This window comes from Hamadaea tsunoensis DSM 44101 (assembly GCF_000428945.1).
Lineage (GTDB): Bacteria > Actinomycetota > Actinomycetes > Mycobacteriales > Micromonosporaceae > Hamadaea > Hamadaea tsunoensis.
Genome location: NZ_AUAX01000016.1, coordinates 150,904 through 170,044 on the forward strand (window position 1 = coordinate 150,904; position 19,141 = coordinate 170,044).

The 19,141-nt window shown below is 71.4% G+C and carries 24 protein-coding genes; 13 read left to right on the forward strand and 11 right to left on the reverse strand.

Annotated elements, in window-relative coordinates:
- Positions 1-15 precede the first annotated feature (15 nt).
- The 3 genes from G401_RS47605 to G401_RS53160 all read right to left on the reverse strand — a co-directional run bounded on the left by G401_RS47605 (position 16) and on the right by G401_RS53160 (position 1,994).
- Positions 16-840: a DinB family protein gene (locus G401_RS47605; RefSeq protein ID WP_051366994.1), complete on the reverse strand. Its 825-nt coding sequence runs from the start codon at positions 838-840 to the stop codon at positions 16-18.
- Positions 841-907: 67 nt separating this feature from the next.
- Complete coding sequence (locus G401_RS0122575) at positions 908-1,300, reverse strand: SRPBCC family protein (RefSeq protein WP_027344289.1); 393 nt, start codon at positions 1,298-1,300, stop codon at positions 908-910.
- Between the two features lie 34 nt (positions 1,301-1,334).
- Entirely contained in the window at positions 1,335-1,994 is a 660-nt protein-coding gene (locus tag G401_RS53160; protein ID WP_169734237.1) for an alpha/beta hydrolase, read from the reverse strand.
- A gap of 179 nt (positions 1,995-2,173) precedes the next feature.
- On the opposite strand from G401_RS53160, the gene G401_RS0122585 reads away from it, so the two are divergent.
- Together G401_RS0122585 and G401_RS0122590 are read left to right on the forward strand one after the other, a co-directional pair.
- Positions 2,174-2,812: a class I SAM-dependent methyltransferase gene (locus G401_RS0122585; protein WP_245601809.1), complete on the forward strand. Its 639-nt coding sequence runs from the start codon at positions 2,174-2,176 to the stop codon at positions 2,810-2,812.
- 7 nt (positions 2,813-2,819) lie between these two features.
- On the forward strand, positions 2,820-3,302 hold the full coding sequence (locus G401_RS0122590) for a hypothetical protein (RefSeq protein ID WP_027344291.1): 483 nt from the start codon (positions 2,820-2,822) through the stop codon (positions 3,300-3,302).
- 3 nt (positions 3,303-3,305) lie between these two features.
- On the opposite strand, the gene G401_RS0122595 is transcribed toward G401_RS0122590, so the two are convergent.
- Together G401_RS0122595 and G401_RS0122600 are read right to left on the reverse strand one after the other, a co-directional pair.
- A complete protein-coding gene (locus tag G401_RS0122595; RefSeq protein ID WP_157546135.1) occupies positions 3,306-3,797 on the reverse strand; it encodes a hypothetical protein in 492 nt (163 codons plus the stop codon).
- A gap of 110 nt (positions 3,798-3,907) precedes the next feature.
- Positions 3,908-4,495 (reverse strand): helix-turn-helix domain-containing protein, encoded by a 588-nt coding sequence (locus tag G401_RS0122600; RefSeq protein WP_027344293.1) that lies wholly within the window; start codon positions 4,493-4,495, stop codon positions 3,908-3,910.
- Positions 4,496-4,595: 100 nt separating this feature from the next.
- Between G401_RS0122600 and G401_RS0122605 the strand changes: the two genes are divergently transcribed.
- From G401_RS0122605 to G401_RS0122620, 4 genes are all read left to right on the forward strand, one after another.
- The gene (locus G401_RS0122605; protein ID WP_211240818.1) at positions 4,596-5,528 is read left to right on the forward strand and encodes an NAD(P)/FAD-dependent oxidoreductase; all 933 of its coding nucleotides are present in this window, start codon (positions 4,596-4,598) and stop codon (positions 5,526-5,528) included.
- Positions 5,525-6,040, forward strand: a complete 516-nt coding sequence (pyrE, locus tag G401_RS0122610) for an orotate phosphoribosyltransferase (protein WP_027344295.1) — start codon at positions 5,525-5,527, stop codon at positions 6,038-6,040. The genes G401_RS0122605 and pyrE overlap by 4 nt, the downstream gene beginning before the upstream one ends.
- The gene (locus G401_RS0122615) at positions 6,037-6,426 is read left to right on the forward strand and encodes a VOC family protein (protein ID WP_027344296.1); all 390 of its coding nucleotides are present in this window, start codon (positions 6,037-6,039) and stop codon (positions 6,424-6,426) included. The genes pyrE and G401_RS0122615 overlap by 4 nt, the downstream gene beginning before the upstream one ends.
- A 63-nt stretch (positions 6,427-6,489) precedes the next feature.
- Positions 6,490-7,098 carry a hypothetical protein gene (locus tag G401_RS0122620; protein WP_157546138.1) on the forward strand — a complete coding sequence of 203 codons (609 nt, stop codon included), beginning with the start codon at positions 6,490-6,492 and terminating at the stop codon, positions 7,096-7,098.
- Positions 7,099-7,119: 21 nt separating this feature from the next.
- On the opposite strand, the gene G401_RS0122625 is transcribed toward G401_RS0122620, so the two are convergent.
- Positions 7,120-8,088 (reverse strand): aldo/keto reductase, encoded by a 969-nt coding sequence (locus G401_RS0122625; protein WP_027344298.1) that lies wholly within the window; start codon positions 8,086-8,088, stop codon positions 7,120-7,122.
- Between the two features lie 83 nt (positions 8,089-8,171).
- On the opposite strand from G401_RS0122625, the gene G401_RS0122630 reads away from it, so the two are divergent.
- The 3 genes from G401_RS0122630 (at position 8,172) to G401_RS0122640 (ending at position 10,350) form a co-directional block, all read left to right on the forward strand.
- On the forward strand, positions 8,172-8,378 hold the full coding sequence (locus tag G401_RS0122630; RefSeq protein ID WP_027344299.1) for a hypothetical protein: 207 nt from the start codon (positions 8,172-8,174) through the stop codon (positions 8,376-8,378).
- 89 nt (positions 8,379-8,467) lie between these two features.
- Positions 8,468-9,031 (forward strand): ArsR/SmtB family transcription factor, encoded by a 564-nt coding sequence (locus G401_RS0122635; RefSeq protein WP_027344300.1) that lies wholly within the window; start codon positions 8,468-8,470, stop codon positions 9,029-9,031.
- An 86-nt stretch (positions 9,032-9,117) separates the two neighbouring features.
- Positions 9,118-10,350: an MFS transporter gene (locus G401_RS0122640; protein ID WP_027344301.1), complete on the forward strand. Its 1,233-nt coding sequence runs from the start codon at positions 9,118-9,120 to the stop codon at positions 10,348-10,350.
- Between the two features lie 19 nt (positions 10,351-10,369).
- Here the strand turns inward: G401_RS0122640 and G401_RS0122645 are convergent, their stop codons facing one another.
- Positions 10,370-11,023 (reverse strand): GNAT family N-acetyltransferase, encoded by a 654-nt coding sequence (locus G401_RS0122645; RefSeq protein ID WP_211240808.1) that lies wholly within the window; start codon positions 11,021-11,023, stop codon positions 10,370-10,372.
- A 133-nt stretch (positions 11,024-11,156) separates the two neighbouring features.
- Here G401_RS0122645 and G401_RS0122650 point away from each other — a divergent pair, with 133 nt between their 5' ends.
- Together G401_RS0122650 and G401_RS0122655 are read left to right on the forward strand one after the other, a co-directional pair.
- Positions 11,157-11,654 (forward strand): hypothetical protein, encoded by a 498-nt coding sequence (locus tag G401_RS0122650; protein WP_027344303.1) that lies wholly within the window; start codon positions 11,157-11,159, stop codon positions 11,652-11,654.
- 169 nt (positions 11,655-11,823) lie between these two features.
- Complete coding sequence (locus tag G401_RS0122655) at positions 11,824-12,138, forward strand: hypothetical protein (RefSeq protein ID WP_157546141.1); 315 nt, start codon at positions 11,824-11,826, stop codon at positions 12,136-12,138.
- Positions 12,139-12,193: 55 nt separating this feature from the next.
- On the opposite strand, the gene G401_RS0122660 is transcribed toward G401_RS0122655, so the two are convergent.
- Complete coding sequence (locus tag G401_RS0122660) at positions 12,194-12,799, reverse strand: hypothetical protein (RefSeq protein WP_027344305.1); 606 nt, start codon at positions 12,797-12,799, stop codon at positions 12,194-12,196.
- Between the two features lie 747 nt (positions 12,800-13,546).
- Here G401_RS0122660 and G401_RS0122665 point away from each other — a divergent pair.
- Positions 13,547-15,364, forward strand: a complete 1,818-nt coding sequence (locus tag G401_RS0122665; protein ID WP_027344306.1) for a cellulose-binding protein — start codon at positions 13,547-13,549, stop codon at positions 15,362-15,364.
- A 361-nt stretch (positions 15,365-15,725) separates the two neighbouring features.
- On the opposite strand, the gene G401_RS0122670 is transcribed toward G401_RS0122665, so the two are convergent.
- Positions 15,726-16,292 (reverse strand): sigma-70 family RNA polymerase sigma factor, encoded by a 567-nt coding sequence (locus G401_RS0122670; RefSeq protein ID WP_027344307.1) that lies wholly within the window; start codon positions 16,290-16,292, stop codon positions 15,726-15,728.
- 108 nt (positions 16,293-16,400) lie between these two features.
- On the opposite strand from G401_RS0122670, the gene G401_RS0122675 reads away from it, so the two are divergent.
- Positions 16,401-17,138 (forward strand): zf-HC2 domain-containing protein, encoded by a 738-nt coding sequence (locus G401_RS0122675; RefSeq protein WP_027344308.1) that lies wholly within the window; start codon positions 16,401-16,403, stop codon positions 17,136-17,138.
- A gap of 47 nt (positions 17,139-17,185) precedes the next feature.
- On the opposite strand, the gene G401_RS0122680 is transcribed toward G401_RS0122675, so the two are convergent.
- Together G401_RS0122680 and G401_RS0122685 are read right to left on the reverse strand one after the other, a co-directional pair.
- A complete protein-coding gene (locus G401_RS0122680; RefSeq protein WP_027344309.1) occupies positions 17,186-18,379 on the reverse strand; it encodes an NAD(P)/FAD-dependent oxidoreductase in 1,194 nt (397 codons plus the stop codon).
- A gap of 15 nt (positions 18,380-18,394) precedes the next feature.
- Positions 18,395-19,087 (reverse strand): hypothetical protein, encoded by a 693-nt coding sequence (locus G401_RS0122685; protein ID WP_027344310.1) that lies wholly within the window; start codon positions 19,085-19,087, stop codon positions 18,395-18,397.
- Positions 19,088-19,141: the final 54 nt, after the last annotated feature.

Genomic DNA, 19,141 nt, shown 5'->3' on the forward strand with positions numbered 1-19,141 from the left:
TATTCGGACGGCCCGTCAGCTCTCCGACGCGCGGCGGGTTTCGAGGCGGGTTTCGAGGCGGGTTTCGAGGAGGGTGAGGTCCCGCACGGCGAAGCGGTGGTGCTCGATCTCCTCCTCCATGACGACGGCGAGGCATTCCGCGACGATCCGGTCCTCCTTCGGGTAACCCGGCGCCGGCGGTGATGCGCACGGACGGCCGAGGTCGGCGTCGCTCAGGCCGTCCACGATGGCGCGGACGACCGCCGTCCGGCCGGCCCGCACGGCCAGAACGTCCGCGAGGGGCGGACGGGCGCCGAGGTCCATGCCGAGCGCGGCCGCGTCGCCCGGCGCGTACGCGGTCTGCGGCAGTGCCCAGGGATGAAACGGGTTCGGTTCGCCGAGGATCGTCCGGCTCGCCCACGAGTCGGTGATGAAGATCAGGTGGCGCTGCGTCTCGACGAACGACCATTCGCCGCCGACGCGCTCGTCCAGCGCGGCCGCCGGCAGCCGCCCGGCCCGCTCGACGGTCCCGGCCCACAGCCGCTCGACCGTGTCCCACATGGCCCGGAAGCCGTCCGAGGAGCGGATCTCCCGCAGCTGCACCCGCTCCGGATGACGCCGGTCCAGTTCCGCCGCCACGTACGCGGTCACGTCGACCCCGTTGACGACGAGCCCTTCGACGTGGCCCGAGATGCTGACGTCGACCAGGTGCGAGTCGACGATCGTGACCCCGCCGAGGTCGCAGTCGACGAACCGCGCCCCGGCGAGGTCGTTCACCAGGAACTCGTGCCCCCGGAGACGGTCGTTCTGCCCATTGTCGTGATAACCCGCCGACCAGCGGTGCGGTCCGTACTGCGCCATGCGTACATCCTGGCAGGAGATCACGACATCCTCTGTCGTATACCCCGCCAGGAGGTCGTATCCCCCGTCAGGAGGCGGTGAGGAGTGCCGAGAGGCGGGGCAGGAAGTACGCCCACCCCGCCTCGTGCGACGCCCGGTCCTCGGCCTCGGTGCCGCCGTCGGCGTACGGCCCGTGGGAGAGGTGCAGCGCGGAGCCGTCGGCGTACAGGTCCACCCGGCGGGTCGGCAGGTCCGGCTCGTGCTCCCAGGCCCAGCTGAACGAGAACCGGTCGGGTTCGTGCCGCAGCACCGCGCCGGTCATCGTCTGGCCGAGGGCCGGGAAGTACGCCGTGTACGCGGTCCCGTCCGTCGTCAGCTCCGCGCCCCACCACTGCCGGACGAGAGCGGGATCGGTGAACGCCCCGATCACCCGGCCGGCCGGGACGCCGGGCAGCGCGACGGTGATCTCCACGGTGGACATGAATACCCCGTTCGGATTCAGACGCCGTTCGGATTCAGGACGCCGGCGCGTACTTCTTGAGGAAGTCCTCGACCGCCGTCCGCACCCCGGGTACGCCGATCGCCGGATCGGTGAGGTACAGGCCGTGGTTGAGCGAGGCCTCGCCGAGAACGGTCTGGTGCGGCACGTTCTTCGGCGTCTCGGCGGCGAGCTTCGCGATGTTCTCAGGGTACTCGGACTCCAGCGCGCCGGCCGCGTACAGGACGGGCATGCTCAGTTTGGCCGCACCGGCCTCGGCGTTGTCATTGCTGAAGAGGAGCGGCGGGCTGAGCGCGACGACCGCCGCGGGCGGCGGCGTGATGCCGGGTGCGGCCGCGAGCGTCGCGGTGGCCCCCATCGACCCGCCGAGCAGCACGATGCTCGTGGCGCCGTCGGCCCGCAGCGCCGCGGCGGCGGCCTTCACCTGGTCGGCGTAGGTCACCCCGGCGGCCGCGCTCGACACCCCGAACCCGGCGAAGTCGAACACGAGCACCCGGTAGCCGGCCTGCGCCAGCTCCTTGCCGAACGGGGTGCCCTGGCAGACGTCGCCGCCGTTCATGTGGGAGATGACGACGCCGGTCTTGCCGGTACCGAACACGAGCCCGTAGAGATCGGCCCGCAGATCGGTGCCGAAATGCACCGGCTTCGCGCCGGTCGTCTGGTCTGGACAGTTCACTTGACCCGCCACCGGCCCGGACGGGCTCGGTGCGGCGGAAGGCTTCCCCGTGCCACAGGCCGCCAGCATCATTGCCGCGGCGAGGGCGATCACCATCCGTGGAGTACGCAACATACGCACCAAACGCCGAAGTGCCCGCTCTGGGTTGCCGTGCAGTCGCCGTGCGGCAGACTGTCCGGGTGGATCTCCTGGACACCGAGGCGCTCACCCGGTCCGCGGTGGTCGCCAACAACGCCATGAACCGCGAGCGCCGGCTGTCCGGCCCCAACAGCTACGCCCGCGAGCTCGGCTTCGACCCGTCCGCCTTCCTGCGTACGCGGCCCGGCGCGGCCTGGCTCGACCTGTGCTGCGGGGCCGGGCACGCGCTGCGGCAGGCCGCCGAGGCGTTGCCGGACAACGGGATCACCCTCGTCGGCGTGGACCTCGTCGACCACTTCGCCGCACCGGACGCGGCCGGGGTCGCGTACGTGTGCGCCGAGTGGACGACCTGGGATCCCGGCCGGCGGTTCGACCTGATCACCTGCGTGCACGGGCTGCACTACGTCGGCGACAAGCTGGAAGCGTTGCGCCGCGCGGCCTCCTGGCTCACCGACGACGGGACCTTCGTCGCGGACTGCGACCTCGACGGCATCGCCCTCGACCGGCGCACCCTACTGTCGTCGTTGCGCCGCAACGGTTTCCAGTACGACGCCCGAAAACGTCGGATCACCCTCACCGGCCGGCGCGAGGTCGTGTTCCCCTTCGCGTACCTGGGCGCCGACGACCATGCCGGCCCCAACTACACCGGCCAGCCCGCCGTCCGCTCCCACTACCGCTGAGGTCACGATGCCGTTGCTCGTCCGCGTCCGCCCGAACCCCGCCTACCTGGCCTTCCTGTTCGCCATGGTCGCGGCGGCGGCGTACACGCTCTACCGGGGCGGGCTCTTCATCATCGCCGCCGTCGGGGTCCTGGCGTTCGCTCTCCTGCTCGCCTATCCCGTCCTCGCCAGCACGCTGTTTCGCGTACCGGCGCTGAGGGTGACGAACGAGGGGATCGCGTTCCCGCTCATGGGACCGTCCCTGCCCTGGAGCGAGGTCTCCGACGTCCGGTGGGGCGAGCTGCCCGTCGGCACGGGGACGCGGCCGGTGGTCCTGGTCGTGCCGGCGCGGCCGGACCAGGTCCTCCACCAGGTCCGGCCGTGGCTGCGCGGCGACGTCCGCAAAAGGGTCGCCCAGTTCGGTACGCCGCTGGTCATCGCCGACACCAGCCTGGACCGGCCGATCGACGACATCTTCGCCGCGATCGAGTACCTCCGGCCGCCGCGGTGAGCCCTACTTCTGGCAGGTCATCGTGCCTTTGACGTGGAGCTTGCCGCCGGAGAAGTTCGGCGCGTCGACGTCGAAGGTGATCTTCGGCAGCGCCGGGGCGAACGTCCCCTTGCTCCCGGCCTTGAGCGCCGTGTAGGAGTCGCCGCCCGCGTGCACCGCCAGCGTCGGCATGCTGCCGAGATCCACCCGCAGGTCGAAGTCCGACTTCGCGCCGACCTCCTTCGACGTGAAGGCGAAGTAGGCGCTCTGCTCGTCGTACGAGCACGTTCCGGCCGTCTTCTTGATGGTCTCGTTCAGCCCGCCGGTGAGTACGAGGTCGATGGCCACGACGCCGCCTTCGATGCCCGATCCGCCGCCGGAGGTGCCGGTGCCGCCCGCGGTACGCGCGCTGCTCGCGGGCGCCGCCGCCGGGGTGGTCGGGCCGGCGTCGGGGCCGCACGCCGACAGTCCGAGGATCAGGGAGAGGCCGCAGGCCAGGGCGAGGGAAGTACGCATGTCGACCATGATGGAAGCCGGCGGCACCCGGCGCGTGAGTACCGGCCACTCAAAAACTGTCCGGACTTGGCGACTGTCCGGACTCGCCGACGGTCAGGACTTGGCAGCGGTCAGGGCTTGGTCTTCGGGCGCACCCGGACGTGGGCGCGCTCGCCCTGGCGGCCGAACAGGCTGAGGAACTCCACCGCGCCGTCGTCCGCCGCCCCGAACCAGTGCGGCACCCGCGTGTCGAACTCCGCGGCCTCGCCCGGCTCCAGGATCAGGTCGTTCTCGCCCAGCATCAGCCGCAGCCGGCCGTTGAGCACGTAGAGCCACTCGAAGCCCTCGTGGGTCTTGAGCTCCGGGCTGCGGCGCGGGCTCTTCGCCTCGATCACCATCTTGTACGCCTGGATGCCGCCGGGCCGCCGCGTCAACGGCAGGATCGTCATCCCGTACCCGGCCAGCGGGCGCAGATGGATGCGCGGGTCACCGGTCAGCGGGGCGTCCACGAGTTCGTCCAGGGTGACGCCGTGTGCCTTGGCCAGCGGCAGGAGCAGTTCCAGCGTCGGCCGCCGGGCGCCCGACTCCAGCCGCGACAGCGTGCTCACCGAGATCCCGGTGGCCGCCGACAGCTCGGCGAGGGTCGTCTCACGCTGGCGGCGCAGCGTACGCAGCCGGGGGCCGACGGCGTCGAGCGCCTGGTCGATCTGCGGATCCATACGGTCGAGTTTGCCAGAACGGCAACAGACTTTGCCGGTCCTCCGCCGACCGGCGCATGGTCGACGCATGGAGACAAGCACCGATACAGGCACTGAGACACTGAGCGATCACCTGGAAGACGCGTACGAGGTCGTGGTCGTCGGGGGCGGCGCGGCCGGCCTGAACGGCGCGCTGATGCTCGCCCGGTCGCGGCGTACGGTGGTGGTCCTGGACGCCGGGGAGCCGCGCAACGCCCCGGCCGACGGCGTGCACGGGCTGCTGGGCCACGACGGGATCAAGCCCGCCGAACTGCTGGCCACCGGCCGCGGCGAGGTACGCCGATACGGCGGCCACGTCGTGCGCGCCGCCGTCGACGCCGTCCACCGCGACGGTGACGGATCCGGTGCCGGTTTCGTCGTCGCGCTGGCCGACGGGCGTACCGTGCGGGCCCGGCGGATCCTGGTCGCGACCGGCCTCGTCGACGACCTGCCCGACCTGCCGGGGCTGCGCGAACGATGGGGTCACGACGTCGTCCACTGCCCCTACTGCCACGGCTGGGAGGTACGCGACCAGGCGATCGGCGTACTGGCGACGGGGCCGATGTCGGTGCACCAGGCACTGCTGTTCCGGCAGCTGAGCGACGACGTCGTCTACTTCACCGATGACCGGGACCTCGCACCCGGTCAGGCGGGACAGCTGGCCGCGGTCGGCGTACAGGTGAAGGAGGGAAGGGTGACCGGGCTCGAAGCCGGCGGCCTGCGACTGGCGGACGGCGCGCTGGTGGCGCGCGAGGCGGTCGTGGTGGCGCCCCGGATGCGGGTGCGAGCGGATTTCCTTGCGCCGCTGGGGTTGCGGCCCGTGGAGCACCCGAGCGGGGCGGGCGATCACCTGCCCACCGATCAGGCCGGCCAGACCCCCGTCCCCGGCGTGTACGCGGCGGGCAACGTCACCGACCCGTCGGCGCAGGTGGGAGCGGCGGCGGCCGCGGGTGCGTGGGCCGGGGCGCGGATCAACGCGGAGCTGGTCATGGCGGCCGCTACAGTGACCTCATGATCGATCTCGCCCGACGGGTCTACGACGCCTGCCACCTCACCGGGACCTTTACCCTCCGATCTGGACAGACGAGCGCGGAGTACTTCGACAAGTATCTGTTCGAGGGGCAGCCCGCGCTGCTGCGCGACGTGGCCGAGGCGATGGTGACGCTGCTGCCGGAGGGTGACGTCCTGGCCGGGATGGAACTGGGCGGCATCCCGATCGCCACCGTGATGTCGCAGCTCACCGGCTTGCCCGCGGTGTTCGTCCGCAAGCAGGCCAAGGCCTACGGGACGATGAAGGCGGCCGAGGGCGGCCCGGTACGCGGACTGCGCGTCACCGTGATCGAGGACGTCGTCACCACCGGCGGTGCGCTGCTGGCGTCGTGCGCGCTGCTGCGCTCCGAAGGCGCCGTCGTGGACACGGTCGTCTGCTCGATCGACCGCGAGCAGGGCGGCCGCGAGAACCTGGCCGCCGAAGGGCTGGAACTGCGGGCCGCGCTCACGCGTACGGACCTGGAGGCGCACCTGTGACGGTGCACCACGTCGAACTCTGGGTACCCGACCTCGACCGCGCCGTACGCAGCTGGGGCTGGCTCCTCGAACGCCTGGGCTACACGGAGTTCCAGAACTGGCCCGGCGGGCGCAGCTGGCGGCTCGGACCGACGTATCTCGTGGTGGAGCAGTCGCCCGCGCTGTCCGCCACCGACCACGACCGCCGCCGGCCAGGGCTGAACCATCTCGCGTTCCACGCCGGAGAACGGGACACTGTGGACTCTCTGGTGGCCGATGGCACCGACCACGGCTGGCGTCTGCTCTTCCCCGACCGCCACCCGTACGCCGGCGGGCCCGAGCACTACGCCGCCTACCTGGAGAACGAGGACGGATTCGAGGTGGAACTCGTCGCCGACGAGCCATAGCCCGCTGACCTCGGCTGCCCGCCCGATAGACCCCGGACGGTCCCCGGTTCTACGATCACCCGCGTGTACGCAGTGGACACCCGCCCCCTTCCCGCCACCCCTCGGCGATCGGCGCTGCCGACCGGCGTACGGCGGTTCCTCTGGGCGGTCGGCACGGTGGCGGTCGTGGTGGCCATGGCCGCGGCCTGGTTCGCCGTCGAGATCCTGCGGCAGTACCCGGCGCACATCCGCGAGCCGCAGACGGTCCTGGGCATGCCCAAGTCCGATGCCGTCACGCAGGCATTCGTTCGCCAGTTCCCGCCCGACTTCTTCGGGCCCGCCGGGAGCTCCTCGTTCTTCATGAGCGGCTACCAGGGCGACGACCGGTTCCTCCTGGTGTTCGCCTCGGTGGGCTTCGTCCTGCGGCCGGACCGCGATCTCCACGCCGAGCTGGAAGCCTGGTCGGGACAGTTCGACGACCTCGGCGACATCGTCGAGGTGGACGCCGGCGAGCTGGGCGGCACGGCGCTCTGCCGCAACGTCCGGTCGAAGGCGGTCCCCGACCGGCCCGGTGTCGCCTGCGGCTGGATGGATCACGGCAGTCTCGGCGTCGTGCTGTTCGGCAACGCGTCCGGCCGTGACGAGGCGGCGCGCCAGCTGCTGGACGTACGCGCCGCCGTCGAATCCCGCTGACCGGACTCAGGCCGGCCAGGCTCAGGGCTGGTAGAAGTTCCGCTCCCAGCGGTGCCCGGCCAGCTGCCCGACCGCCTTGTCGGTCAGGCGTACGCCGTCGCTGACCGCCACGTTGCGCTCCACATTCCGCACCGTACGCATCCCCGGGATCACGGTGGACACGGCCGGATCCGCGAGGGTGTAGCGCAGGGCGACACCGGCCAGCCCGTCGGGCTCGATACCGAGGTCGTCGACGATCGCCTGAGCCCGGCGGCCGACCTCGGCCCGGCGCTCGCCCGCGAAGTACCGCTCCCGGAAGTCGCCTTCGGGGAACACGGTCGAGGCGTCGACCCGGCCGGTCAGTCCGCCCTCGTCGAGCGCGACCCGCACGATGACGCCGACGTTGTGCTCGGCGCAGGCGGGCAGCAGGGCCTCGGCGGGCTCCTGGTGGAAGACGTTGTAGATGACCTGCACGGTGTCGACCGCGCCGGTGCGGATCAGCTCGATCGCGTTGGCCGGCTCATAATCGTTGATCGATACGCCGAAAGCGCGGATCTTGCCCTCGCGCTTGAGGTCGTCGACCGTCTCCAGCCAGTCGCCGCGGCCGACCCACTCGTCGCTCCAGACGTGGAACTGCAGCACGTCGAACGCGTCCAGCCCGGACGCCCGCAGGCTGGTCTCCAGGCTGGCCCGGATGTGCTCGCCGGGGAAGGTGACGGCGGGGTCGAGCCCGCCCGGCGCCGGCCAGATCAGGTTCTTCGGCGGTACCTTGGTCGCCACGTAGATCCGCTCCCCCGCCCGCTCGCGGACGACCGCGCCCACGATGCGCTCGCTCTCGCCGTAGCCGCGGGCGGTGTCGATGAAGTTCACGCCCAGGTCGATCGCGCGGTGCAGGGCGCGCACGGACTCGTCCTCGGCCGCGCCGATCCACATGCTGCCGCCGATGCCCCACGCGCCGTAGCCGATCTCGGATACGGCGAAGCCGGTCCGGCCCAGCGTCCGGTACTCCATCGGTGACTCCGTTCACTCGTGCGGGTGGGCGCGCGCTCGCGGTCACGATCACGCCGAGCGCGGCCCGGCTACCCTCCGACTCTATGGCACTGTCCTCGCGGCTGTGCCCGGACTGCGGTCGCCGGGTGCGTACGCCCTTCCAGAAGACGCTCACCGGACGCGAGGTGTGCCCGGACTGCGCCACGGCGCTGCGCGCGGGAACGACGGCCGGGGCGATGACCGGGGACGTCGGGGTGGGAATGGGCGTGTGGGCGATGCTCATGCGCCGCTTCCGTCGCCGCTCTTCCTGACCGCCGTTCCGGCCGCCCTCATTATATCGACAGGGATAAGATCCAGTAGGAATATTGTCCTTCCCTGGAGTTCTTCCTAAAGTCGGTGCATGACCCGCCGCATCAGCGACCCGGACGTCCTCAAGGGACTCGCCCAGCCCGTCCGGCAGAAGATCTACCGGCTGCTCGCCCAGATCGGGCCGGCCACCGGTGGCGACCTTTCCCGCCGGCTCGGCACCGATCCCGGCCAGACCAGCTACCACCTGCGCGAGCTGGCCAAACGAGGGTTCGTCGAAGATGTTCCGGAGCTGGCCAGGGATCGCCGAGAGCGGTGGTGGCGGCTGATACCGGGGGCTGTGTCCTGGTCCAACCTGGAGTTCGAGGGCCCCGAAGGCGCGGCGGTCGCCTCGGCGGCCAAGGCGCAGATGGTGATCGACGAGTTCGAGCGGCTGCGCGGATACGAGCGCACCCGTACGGAGTGGCCGCTCGCCTGGCAGCAGGCGGCCATGAGCAGCGACTCGTTCCTGCGGCTGACCGCGGAGGAACTGGCCGCGCTCAACCGGGAACTGCTGGCGATCGTCCAGGCCTACGCGGCGCGCACCCGCGACCTGCCGCTCGGCGACGGTCGCGAGAACGTCTTCCTCTTCCACCACTCCTTCCCCGAACGCCCCTGAGCCCTGACCGCCCTGAGCCCCGAACATCCCTGAGCCCCGAACGCCCCTGAGTCCCCAGCGTCCCCGATCACCGAGAGGCACAGCAGATGACCACCGCCACCCTCGCCGCCGCGACCCCGCCGGCGTACCGGGTTCCGCAGTTCCGCCGCTACGCGGCCGGCCAGGCCGTCTCGGTCCTCGGCGACCAGGTCTGGTACGTCGCGCTGTCCTGGGCCGCCGTGCAGGTCGCCTCCCCCGGCGTCGCCGGCTTCCTGCTGGCCGTCAGCGCCCTGCCCCGGCTGGCCCTCATGCTCTTCGGCGGCGTCCTGGTCGACCGCCGCGACCCGCGCCGCCTGATGATCCGCAGCGACCTCGGCCGCGGTGCCGTCTGCCTGGTCGCCGCAGCGTTCGCCCTCGGCCGGCCGAGCATCGCGCTGCTCGTCGTGGTCGCGCTCGTCTTCGGCACCGCCGATGCCGTCTTCCTGCCCGCCGCCGGCGCACTCCAACCACGCCTGCTGCAGCCCAGCCAGTACGCGCAGGGCAACGCCACGGTCACGACGGTGAACCGGCTGGCGCTGACGCTCGGCGCGCCGCTGGGCGGCGTACTGGTGGCGACGGGCGGGCTGGCGACCGCGCTGGTCGTCAACGCGGCGACGTTCCTCGTGTCGGTGCTGGCCCTGCGGTCCCTGAGCCCGCGGGCAGCCGAAGAGGCCAAGGAAACCCAGAAGGCCGGCCACTGGGCGTCCCTGGGTGCCGGGCTGCGCTACATCGCCGGGCACCGTACGCTGCGCGGCGTCCTGCTCATCGGCCTGATCGCCAACATCGGCTTCGTCGGACCGATGAACGTCGGCCTGGCCCTCGCCTCGCAGCACGCCGGCTGGGGCGCGACCGGGATCGGCGTACTGCTGTCGGGGTTCGGGGCGGGCGCGATCCTGTCCGGGCTGGTCATGCTGCGCCGCCGGCCGTCGCGCTTCGTCGGTCCGATCATCGCCGTGTCGTTCGCGGTACAGGGTGTGGCCGTCGTCGTCCCGGCGGTCACCGGCAGCCTGCCGCTGGCCGCGGTCGCCACGTTCGTCGCCGGTCTCACCACCGCACCGGCCGGCATCCTGCTGTCCTCGCTGACCCAGTCGCACACCGACGACGCGTACCGGGGACGGGTGTCGAGCGTGAACGCGCTCGCCTCGCTGGGCCTGACGCCGCTGGCCATGGCGCTCAGCGGGGTTCTGGCCGACCGGTGGGGCCTGGTGCCGGCCATCGCCGCCAGCGGCGCCCTGGAACTCGTCGCGGCCGCCGCCTGCCTGGTCATCCCGGCCGTACGCGCCGCCCGCCTGCCCGCCTAGCTCCCTGCGGGTACGCGACTCACTCCGGATAAGCGCTGCCCGGTGCCGCGGCGATCAGCACGTCCGCGGTGGCGGTCCAGCCGAGCCGGGCGTACAGGAGCTGGCCTTCCTCGCTGGCGATGAGGATGGCGCGCTCGGCGCCCCGCTCGGCGGCGGCGTCGGCGAGCGCGCTCATGACGGCGTTGCCCAGCCCCCGGCGGCGATGCTCGGGCCAGGTGAGGATCCGGTCCATGACGGCGTCGGCGCCGGACAGCCCGACGGCGCCCCGGGCGGCGATCTCACCGGCGGGATCGTGCAGTTCGACGGAGACCGTGGCGTCGCCGGCCACGGTGACCAGCCGGTAGGGCTCGGGCACCGGGAAGCGGGGATGCTCGCGCAGGTCGATCGTCATCAGCTGCTCGGAGGTCTTCAGCACCGACAGACCCGCCCGGCCGTACGCGGCCAGCACGTCCTGCGGATGGTGGGTCGCCACGGTCAGCCAGGTCGGCTCGGGCGTGGCGAGGACGCGGGCGGCGAGCCGGTCCACCGTGGCGGGATCCTCGTCCGCCCGCCCGGAGAAGATCTCGTACTCCCGGCCGGGCTGCCGGCAGTGCACCAGCAACCCGTCACCGAGATCCTCGGGTCCGGGCAGCGTACGCGCCGCGGCCCAGCCGGCGACCCAGCGAACCGTCACATCTCGAAGATCAACCATCGGCACAGTAGATCGCATCCGCCCGCGCCGCGCATCCGGGTAGCGGGGTGGCGGAGAGGTTGCACACTCGGATGCCGAGTGCATCAGCGAGCTCATTCCTGGGGAGATAGACCGCATGTCCACCGATCCGACCGCGCCACTGCCGCCGTCCTCGGACGAGGAACCCACGCTCATCCACGGCCGCGCCACCGTACCGCCCTATCAGCAGGCCGGCCGGCCCGAATATCCCGCGACGGCGATCCCGTACCAGCGGCCGCCGCGCAGCGCCGCCGTGCCGATCCTGGTCACGCTGGTGGTGATCCTGGTCCTGGCCCTGCTCGGGCTGACCGCGCACACCGTGTCGGCCGGCGACGACGCGCGGCGCAAGCAGAACCAGCTCACCGCCCAGATCGCCGACCAGCAGCGGCAGATCCAGGAGCTCCAGGCGCAGGTCGCCGCCGCGACGGCCGAGGCGCAGAAGGCGCGGACCGGCGACGCGGGCAAGGCCGAACAGCTCGGCAGCTGCGCCGACGCGCTGACGGACGTGCTCAAGGCGCGATCCGGCGACGACTTCGGCAAAGCCTGGCGGGAGATGCAGGAACGCTGCAAGGTCGCCGGTATCCCGCTCTTCTGAGCGCGCCCCCGCGTCCGCCGCGTGGTGAGTTCGGGACGTCGCGCGCCCCGCGTGCTCTTCGGCACGCGGGGCCGGGCGCGGTGGGCCGAACGGACGATCATGACGCCCGCCGGGGTGAGTCACCTCACCACCGCTACCAGCCGGGGCTCGCGCTTCGCAGACTTGGCAGGTGTCCCCACCACTCCGGGCACCTCTGGGAGTCGTCATTCACCGCATGCTCGCCGCCCTGCGCCACCTTCCCGGCCGTCTCGCCGCCACCGTGGCCCGGTTCCCGGCCGCCCTCGGCAGCCTGTTCGGCTTCGGGCGCCCGGGACGGCACCATGCCCCGCGGGCGCTCCCGCCCGACGCCGACGCGCCGACCGCCCCGGTGACGCGTCCGCAGCAACGCCACGTCGCGCCGATCACGCACCGCCGCGCGACCCGCACCCGGGACCGGGCCTCACGCCGGCCGCCTCGCCGGATGCGGACGGGGCCGCGCGGCTGAACCGCGGCTGAGCTGCGGCTGAGCGGTGACAGCCGGGACGCCGTGACGGCGGGTGTCAGCTCCAGGCGTCCGGCCAGCAGCAGTTGATCGCCTGCTGCCGCTTGTAGTGCCACGCCGAGTCGGTGCCGTAGACCACGATGCCGATCTTGAACAGGGTGGCGGGCGGCTGCGTCGACGGGAACGACAACGACGCGCAGTACACGCCGCTGGTCGACGACAGGCCGCCGCCGAGGGACGCGAAGCCGCTCCAGCCGCCGCCGGGCGTCTTCTGCCAGATGTGCTCCACCTCGTTCTGCGGGCCTTGCATGAACAGTTCGAGCCGGCCGTCGTCGTTGTAGGTGACGCAGATGCCGTTCTTGGCCGCCAGCGTGCCCAGCTTGGCCGGCGACGTCCACGCACCGGTCGCCGTCTGCCAGCGGTGGTAGACGTAGCCGGAGGTCGTCCGGGTCGTGGCCGTACCGACCCAGAAATCCTCCAGCCGGCCGCCGTCCACGTTGATCTCTTCGTAGATGTGTCCGGGGAGGGCCGTGCAATAGAGATTGCCGTCGCTGAACGTCGCGCAGTACGGCGGATCGCCGGCCGCCATCGCCGGAACGCCGCCGGAGAAGACGGCCGTCGCAGTGATCAGCGCGATGGTGGCCCACTGGGAGAACTTCTTCATGCTCGTCCTTCGGGTAGTCGAGTCGGTCGACCGCCACGCAACCAATCCGGGAGGTTGTTCGAAAGTGCCCCGGCGCTCCGGACAACCTTCTGGGGGCCTCTGATCAAGATCCTTTTAAGGCCTTTTCTGGCCCGGGTTCGTCGATCTCACCTCCGCTCCTCCCGCGGGAGACCGTTCCGCCCCTATCGCTGCGCTCCGGGGACTCCACTGCCAGGTTTCTGGGGCGACGCATCCTTCACCACGGTCCGGTCACCGTTTCACCCGAGCCCCGTTCGGCTTCACCCCAGCCCAGGTCAGCTTTTGTCGCGACTGTCCAGTCTGCGCGCTGGGCACATCGCCAACGGGGTGATCGTTTACGGCCGAGGTGTGAATCTGGCGGGTCTGCGCATGATCGTTGACGGTTTCTGAACGCGCTGACCGGCTTTGCCTACACCTGGCGCGTAATTGATCATGCAGATCGGGTCGGATTTACGCCTCAGCCGCGAACGATCAAGAAATCGACGGCCTTCGCCCACTGAGTGGAAGATCGTTCTCGCATGACGGACTTCGGTCGAGGACTGGACGGCCTGGGACCGACCCACAGGAGATCTTGAACAGATGTACTGGATCGACGCGCAGGGAGCCGGGTGCAACAAACCTGCAAATGGAAATCATTGATTCTCGGAAAGCGCTTTCCTACGCTGACCCGGACAGTGGGTTTCGCACATGTGTCGATCTCGTATCGGCCGGCGCCCGGGAGGCAGATCTATGATCCGAACGACGAACAGGCGGCGGGGCCTGCTGGCGGCAGCAGCCGCGCTCGCCCCGGTCGCGCTGCTGGTGATCGGGCTTTCCTCGCCCGCCTCAGCGGCCACCCTGTTCAGCGACGACTTCAACGACGGCGACGCGGCGGGCTGGACCACCTCCGGCGGCACCTGGTCGGTGGTGACCGACGGGACCGGCGCGTATCAGCAGGGCGGGACCAGCTCGGACGCCCGTGCCCGAGCGGGCAGCACGAGCTGGACGAACTACACCGTCACGGCCAAGGTGAAGCCGACCGCGGTCAACGGCAGCAACCGCTTCGTCGCCCTGCTGGCCCGCGTCCAGTCGAGCACCAGCTATTACTATCTCGCCCTGCGCAGCAACAACACGGTCGAGCTGAAGAAGCTGGTCAGCGGCTCCTCGACCACGCTGGCGACGGCGTCGGTCACCTTCACGACCAACTCCTCGTACACGCTGAGCCTGACCGTCTCGGGCAGCACGATCAGCGGCAACGTCAACGGCGGGACCGCGCTCACCGCGACCGACACCCAGTTCTCCGCCGGGCAGGTCGGCGTGGCGACGTTCAACGCCAGCGCGCGCTTCGACGACGTGGTGGTCACCGACAGCGCCGGGCCGTCGCCCAGCGCGTCCGCCTCTCCCTCACGCAGCGCCTCCCCCAGCGCGCCTCCCAGCGCCTCGCCGAGCGCTTCGCCGAGTCCGAGCAGCTCGCCCAATCCGAGCGGGACGCTCTACGTGGCGCCGAACGGCACCGACGCGGCGGCCGGAACCATCTCCGCGCCGACCACGCTGGTCTCCGCGCTGGGCCGGATCGCCGCCGGCGGCACGATCTACCTGCGCGGCGGCACCTACAACCTCAGCCAGACCGTGACCATCGCCCCGGCCAACAGCGGCACGTCGAGCGCCCGCAAGACCCTTTCGGCGTACGCGGGTGAGACCCCGGTGCTCAACTTCTCGGCGATGGTGGAGGACTCCGCCAACCGCGGGCTCGCCGTGAACGGCAACTACTGGCACGTCTACGGCATCGTCGTGGAGTACGCCGGCGACAACGGGATCTTCGTCGGCGGCAGCAACAACATCATCGAGCGTACGGTGACGCGGTTCAACCACGACACCGGACTGCAGCTGTCCCGGATCGCGTCGGACACGCCGCAGAGCCAGTGGCCGGCCAACAACCTCATCCTCAGCGCGGAGTCGCACGACAACGCCGACTCCGACGGCGAGGACGCCGACGGGTTCGCGGCGAAGCTGACGGTCGGGGCGGGCAACGTGTTCCGCTACGACGTGTCGCACAACAACATCGACGACGGCTGGGACCTGTACACCAAGCCGGACACCGGCCCGATCAGCCCGGTGACCATCGAGTACTCGCTGTCCTACAACAACGGCACGCTGTCCAACGGCGGCCAGGCCGGCGCGGGCGACCGCAACGGCTACAAGCTCGGCGGCGAGGACATCGCGGTGAACCACATCGTGCGGCACGACATCGCGTACCACAACGGGAAGCACGGGTTCACCTACAACAGCAACCCGGGCTCGATGACGATCTCGAACAACGTGAGCATCGACAACAGCGAGCGCAACTTCTCGTTCGACGCCGGTACCTCGGTGTTCCGGACCAACACGTCGTGCCGCAGCAGCAGCGGCACCAACGACCGGACCATCGGTGACGTCGACAGCTCCAACCAGTTCTGGAGCGGCACCAACGGGTCCCGGTGCGCGTCCTACTCGGGCGCGATCGGCTGGTCCTTCGCGTCCGACGGCCACCTGGTCGTCACTTTCGGGGGTGTGGTGGTCAATCCCTAGCGGGGCTCCATCTTCAACCGTGGGTGGTTGCTGCCCTCGGTGGTTGCTGCCCTCGGTGGTTGCTTCCCCCGGTGGTCGGGGGAAAGGTTGCTGCCCGTTCGCCCTTCGGGCGAGACGAGGGCACTCGGCCCTTATGCGACGTCCGGCAGCACAAGATCCTCAAACGCTTCGCGCTTGCGGATCTTGCACTGCCGGACGTCGCGGCCGAGTGCGGGTCCCATCTGGCCGTGACAACAGTGAGGTCTGCCTGGCCGTGATAACAGTGCGGTCTGCCTGGCCGTGACGGCAGTGCGGTGTGCCTGGCCGTGACGGCAGTGCGGTCTGCCTGGCCGTGGCTACGGTGCGGTCTGCCTGGCCGTGGCTATACGGCGCGGAGGCGGCGTACGGGCTGGGTTTCGGTGAGCTGGGCTACCAGGTCTTCGCGGGCGCGGGCCACGCGGGAGCGGATCGTGCCGACCGGGCACTCGCAGACCTGAGCGGCCTCCTCGTAGCTCAGGCCGAACACCTGCGTGAGCACGAACGCCTCGCGCCGTTCGGGCGGGGTCAGCGCCGCCACCAGGTCCCAGACCGCGTGGTGGTCGTCGAAGCGCCGGTGGTGCCGGCTGGACGCGACCTCCACCCAGTCCTCGACGTCGGCGACGCGGGGGCGGCGGGTCAGCGTACGGATGTGGTCGGCGGCGGTGTGCCGGGCGATCGCGAGCAGCCAGGTCCAGGCCGACGAGCGCCCCTCGAACGACGGCAGCGCCCGCATCGCGCGGATGTAGGTGTCCTGGGTCACGTCGTCGGCGTCACCGGGCCCGACCAGGATCGCGACGTAGCGCAGCAGGCGCGCCTGGGTCAGCCGGACGAAGCTGTCGGCCGCCTCCCGGTCGCCGGTGCGGGCCGCCAGCGCGTACTCGGTGATCTCGGCGTTGCTGGCGGTCGGCATGGGTTCGAATGTACCGGGCCGGCCGGGGCGGGGTTCGGGCACCGCGGCCGCGTCATCCTCGCGGTCACACGCTGGAACTTCCGTGCCCGTGTCGGAGACCATAGGTACATGCAATGCGACGAGACCCGCGACATCCTGTCGGCCCGGCTCGACGGCGAGGCCGCCGAGGAGGAGCTGGCCCGCGCCGACGAGCATCTGGGCGGCTGTGCGGCCTGCGCCGCGTGGCTGGACACCGCGCAGGGTCTCGACCTCATGCTCGCCGCGGATCATGGTGACGCCGACCTGGGCGACGAGCGCATCGCCGCCATTCTCACCGCCGCGCCCCGCCCGCGCCGCCATCTCGCGCTCACCCTGCGGTACGCCCTCGGCCTGCTCGGTCTCGCCCAGTTCCTGCTCGGCGTGGCGCAGATCAGCGCCAACGCGGGCGCGACCCACCTGCACGGCACGCTGCTGTCGGGCACCGGCGCCGATCACCTGTGGCACGAGTCGGCGGCCTGGAACGTCGCCGTCGGGGCCGCCTTCGCCTGGGTCGCGTGGCGGCGTTCCCGCCCGGCCGGCGTACTGCCGATGCTGACCGCGTTCGTGCTGGTGCTCACGCTGCTGACGGTCAACGACGCGCTCACCGGCACGGTCGACACGAGCCGGATCCTCTCGCACATCCTGCTGGTCGCCGGGTACGCCCTGCTCGTCGTGCTCGGCCGGCCGCGGTTCACCGACGTGGACCCGCCGCGGCGGCGCGAGCGGCCGGGCTGGCGGATGCGGCTGGAGGAGGACGGCCCGCTGGCGACCGTGCACCCGCTGCCGATCCGGCCGCAGCCGACGGCCCGGTACCGCAAGGCGGCCTGACCTCCGCCGGCCGGCAGGATGGGCCCGGTGACCAAGGCGGCCTGACCTCAGCCGACGGGCAGGGTGAAGGTCTCGATGCCGGCCGGGACAGCCGAGCCGCCGATCCAGTCGGCGACCGCGGCTCCCGTGGCGGCCGCCATCATCACCCCGGTGGTGAAGTGCCCGCCCGCGAACCAGCCGTTGTCGAGTCCCGGCAGCCGGTCGATCACCGGCTGACGGCCCTCGATCCAGGGCCGCAGGCAGCACCACCGGTGTGAGACCCGCGCACCGGCCGCCGCCGGCAGTACGCGTACCAGGTCGGCGGCCAGGCCGTCGGAGAGTTCGGGGCGCACCTCGGTCGTGGTGTCCTCGTCGAAGGTCCCGCCGCAGACGACGGAGCCGTCCGCGAGGGGTGTGCCGCCGCCGACCGGGCCGGCGAGGACGCTGCCGAGCCGCCACGGTCCGGGTGCCACCGAGGCCATGTGCCCCTTCGCCCACCGCTGGCGTACGCCGTCCGCCCACGGGCGCGGGACCAGCCCGGTCGCGAAGACGACAGCGCCCGGCGTGAACCGGCCGTCGGAGGTGTCGACCGAGCCGTCCGCGGCGACGCCGAGGACGCGTACGCCGGTGATCACCTGTCCGGCCCGGCTCGCCAGGGCGGCCGACAGCCGCTGCGGATTCACGCCCAGCTGGCCGTCGACCAGCAGTGCCGTGCCGCCGTCGGGTACGCGTACGTCCGGTTCGAGCTCGCGTACAGCTGACGGGTCGAGCTCGGTGAAGGCGGCCGCCGCGGTGATCGCGGCGCCCGGAGCCTGCCGGGAGACGTGCGGCGCGGCGCCGGGCGGGAAGATGTTGAGCCAGCGCGTGGGCCACAGGCCGAGGGCGCCGTCCCATTCGGCATCCCATCGGCGGTAGAGCTCCCGGCTCGACCGTCCGAACGCGACGAACTCGGGGCTGTCGGTGAGCAGGTGCATGTCGGGCGCGATCGCGCCGCCGTTCGCGCCCGAAGCGCCGTATGCGAGCCGCGGCGCCCGCTCGACGACGGTGACCCGGCCGAGCCCGGCCCGCCGGCAGGCGATGGCGATCGCGAGGCCGACCACGCCGCCGCCCACGATCAGCACATCCGGGCTGCGGTCCAGTGCTTCGGGCCGACCGGGCGCGAGGGCGGCCCGCTCAGCGGGAGTGAGGCGGTCGTCCCAGACGGTCACCCGGTCGTCCCAGTTCATCCGGCTCTCGTGGTCTGTCCGGCTCTCGTGGTCCATCCGGCGATCATGCCCTTACAGCTCCAATCGCCGCCACACATGCCGGATGCGCCAATCGGGCCGGCCGGCGCGGAAGTCGCGCAGGAAGGCGACCGCCGCCGTCACGTCCTGGGTCTCGGCGCGTACGTGGCGCTCCGCCGTGCCCTCACGGCATTCGAGGACGTAGACCCCGGCCGCCACGCCGACCGCCGGACCCACGCCGATCTGCGCGTACCAGCCGTCGTCACGCTCCAGGACCAGGTAGAACCGGTCCGGGCGCAGCCGGCGTACGGCCCAGTCGAGGCGGTGGTCGTCGGGCTCCGGCACGGTCGGCAGGGCCGCCCCGGTGAGCGTGAACGCCGCGCTGTAGCCGGGCGCGTTCGGATGCAGCACGTCGAAGCCCGGCTCGTAGCACACCAGCCCATAGGCCATCGCGAGTTCCAGGGTCGCCCGCTCGACCTCGTCCGCCCGCGGCCACACCGTCGACAGGATCAGCAGCGTGTCCGAGGCGACCGGGGTCATGCTCCAGACGCCGGACACGTCGGCCTGCGCCCCGGGCAGATCCTCCAGCGCCGGAAAGCGGCCGAGCAGGGCCGTGTGCACCGCGCGTACACCGGGATGGGGCGGGAACGCCTCGGTGTCGCCCGCGTACCAACGGTCCAGTTTGGACCGCGCGGCGGCGGCGGTGATCGGCTGGGGCTCGTACCAGACGTACAGATCAAAACTCATGGCGTCTTCGGGTGTCTTCGGGTCGCGTCGGAGTTCGCATCGTAGCGTCGTCCG